The organism is Oscillatoria salina IIICB1 (assembly GCF_020144665.1).
Lineage (GTDB): Bacteria > Cyanobacteriota > Cyanobacteriia > Cyanobacteriales > SIO1D9 > IIICB1.
In genome coordinates this window covers 1-937 of record NZ_JAAHBQ010000157.1, presented here as the reverse complement: position 1 = coordinate 937, position 937 = coordinate 1, and the positions used below count along the sequence as shown (strand labels likewise).

1 protein-coding gene and 1 pseudogene are annotated in these 937 nt (G+C 49.0%); both read right to left on the bottom strand.

The window, feature by feature from the left end:
• Positions 1–544: SDR family NAD(P)-dependent oxidoreductase (locus G3T18_RS24620; protein ID WP_224413236.1), on the bottom strand; the 544-nt coding region annotated here is incomplete at its 3' end.
• A gap of 177 nt (positions 545–721) precedes the next feature.
• A pseudogene (locus tag G3T18_RS24615) lies at positions 722–937 on the bottom strand (hypothetical protein); the annotation flags it as partial.

Genomic DNA, 937 nt, shown 5'->3' with positions numbered 1-937 from the left:
TAGCCCTAACTCCATGTTTCGCTTGTTCCACAGCCACACCCTTCATAAATGCGTGCATCCAGCCTTTTGTGCCGCCATAAGGGGAATTTTGCGCTACACCGTTAAAACCCGCTTCCGAACCCGCCGAAACAATGTTACCACGGGATTTTTGTAAATGGGGTAACGCATACTTCGTCATTAAAAATGCGCTACGAATATTCATCGTAATCGTCTTGTCAAACGCTTCAATCGGGTAATCTTGGGTTTCAGCCACAGCCAAGAAAACCCCAGCATTGTTAACTAGAATATCCAAACGTCCGTACTTATCGATCGCGGCTTTGACGCAACTTTCGGCTTGTAATTCTTCCGAAACATCACCTTGATAAGCGATCGCATTTCCCCCATTTTCCTCGATTGTCTCGACAACTTCTTCGATCGGATCGGTGGGTAAACCATTAACTAACACCTTAGCACCCTCACGAGCAAACTTTTGCGCGATCGCCTCACCGATACCCGTACCCGCACCAGTCACGATCGCCACTTTACCTTCTAAACGCTTACTCATACAATTCTCCTGTCGCTATCTTCCAGAGTCGCGATCGCCACCCGCAGCTACATCCCTCTCAGGTGCAAATTATCCAACCTCCTTCCCTGACTCCCTTTACCTAACCCCCCAACCCCCTTCCCTTGTAGGGAAGGGGGAGTAATTCATCACTTTGATGGGTTCCCCAATCTGTAGTTATTATTCTCCCCTCTCCTGGTAGGAGAGGGGCTGGGGGAGAGGTTCCCTAGGGTCAATTCCCACTTCTCGCAACAGTTGTTCTAAGCGTTGGCTACGCTGACGTTCCTGTTGAAACTGTTCCTCTGCAACTTGAAGTTGTTCCTCTGCAACCACTTTCGCTTCACGTTCCTGTTGTAATTCTGCGGTGACAGTATCCAGCCGTTGTTGAACTTCCAC